Annotated in this window: 1 protein-coding gene; it reads right to left on the bottom strand. The window is 58.4% G+C overall.

Annotated elements, in window-relative coordinates; all coding sequences use genetic code 11:
- Positions 1-599 (bottom strand): condensation domain-containing protein (locus HGH92_RS33440; protein WP_247655126.1); only part of this gene is annotated, 599 nt, incomplete at both ends.

Raw genomic sequence — 599 nt, 5'->3', positions numbered from 1 at the left:
TCCCGCACCGATGCCAGCAACTGTTTGAAACTCCGGTCGCCTGCAACTTCGTTTCTCAGGGCCAGCGTGTTCAGGTAATAACCGATCTGGTCTTCCAGGTCGGGGTGATGACGCCCCGCAACAGGTGTGCTGACCGTCAGGTCGGACTGGCCGCTGTAGCGGTACAACAACACGTTCACCAGTGCCAGCACTCCCATGAACAGGGTCACGTCTTCCTTGCGCAGCAGCTCCTGGTATGCTTTGCCGGATACCTTGTCAAATGCAAAAGTCACGTGGCCGCCACGGTGCGCCTGCACCTGCGGACGGCTATGGTCTGCTGGCAGCTCCAGCAACGGCAGCTCACCGGAAAAACGTGATAACCAGTATGCCCGGTGCGCCGACAGCTGTTCTCCGGAGAGTTCGGACTGCTGCCATACGGCATAGTCTTTATATTGCAGCGGCAGCACGCGCAGCGATGACGGCTGGCCGGACACATAGCTGTTGTACAGGCTCACCAGCTCACGCACCATCACCTGCATAGACCATTCGTCGGAGATTATATGATGAACTGACCAGGCCAGCAGGTATTCGGTGGCAGACAATTGCAGCAGCGCCACCCG

The organism is Chitinophaga varians (assembly GCF_012641275.1).
Classification (GTDB): Bacteria; Bacteroidota; Bacteroidia; order Chitinophagales; family Chitinophagaceae; genus Chitinophaga; species Chitinophaga varians_A.
This window is presented reverse-complemented; position numbering and strand designations above follow the sequence as displayed.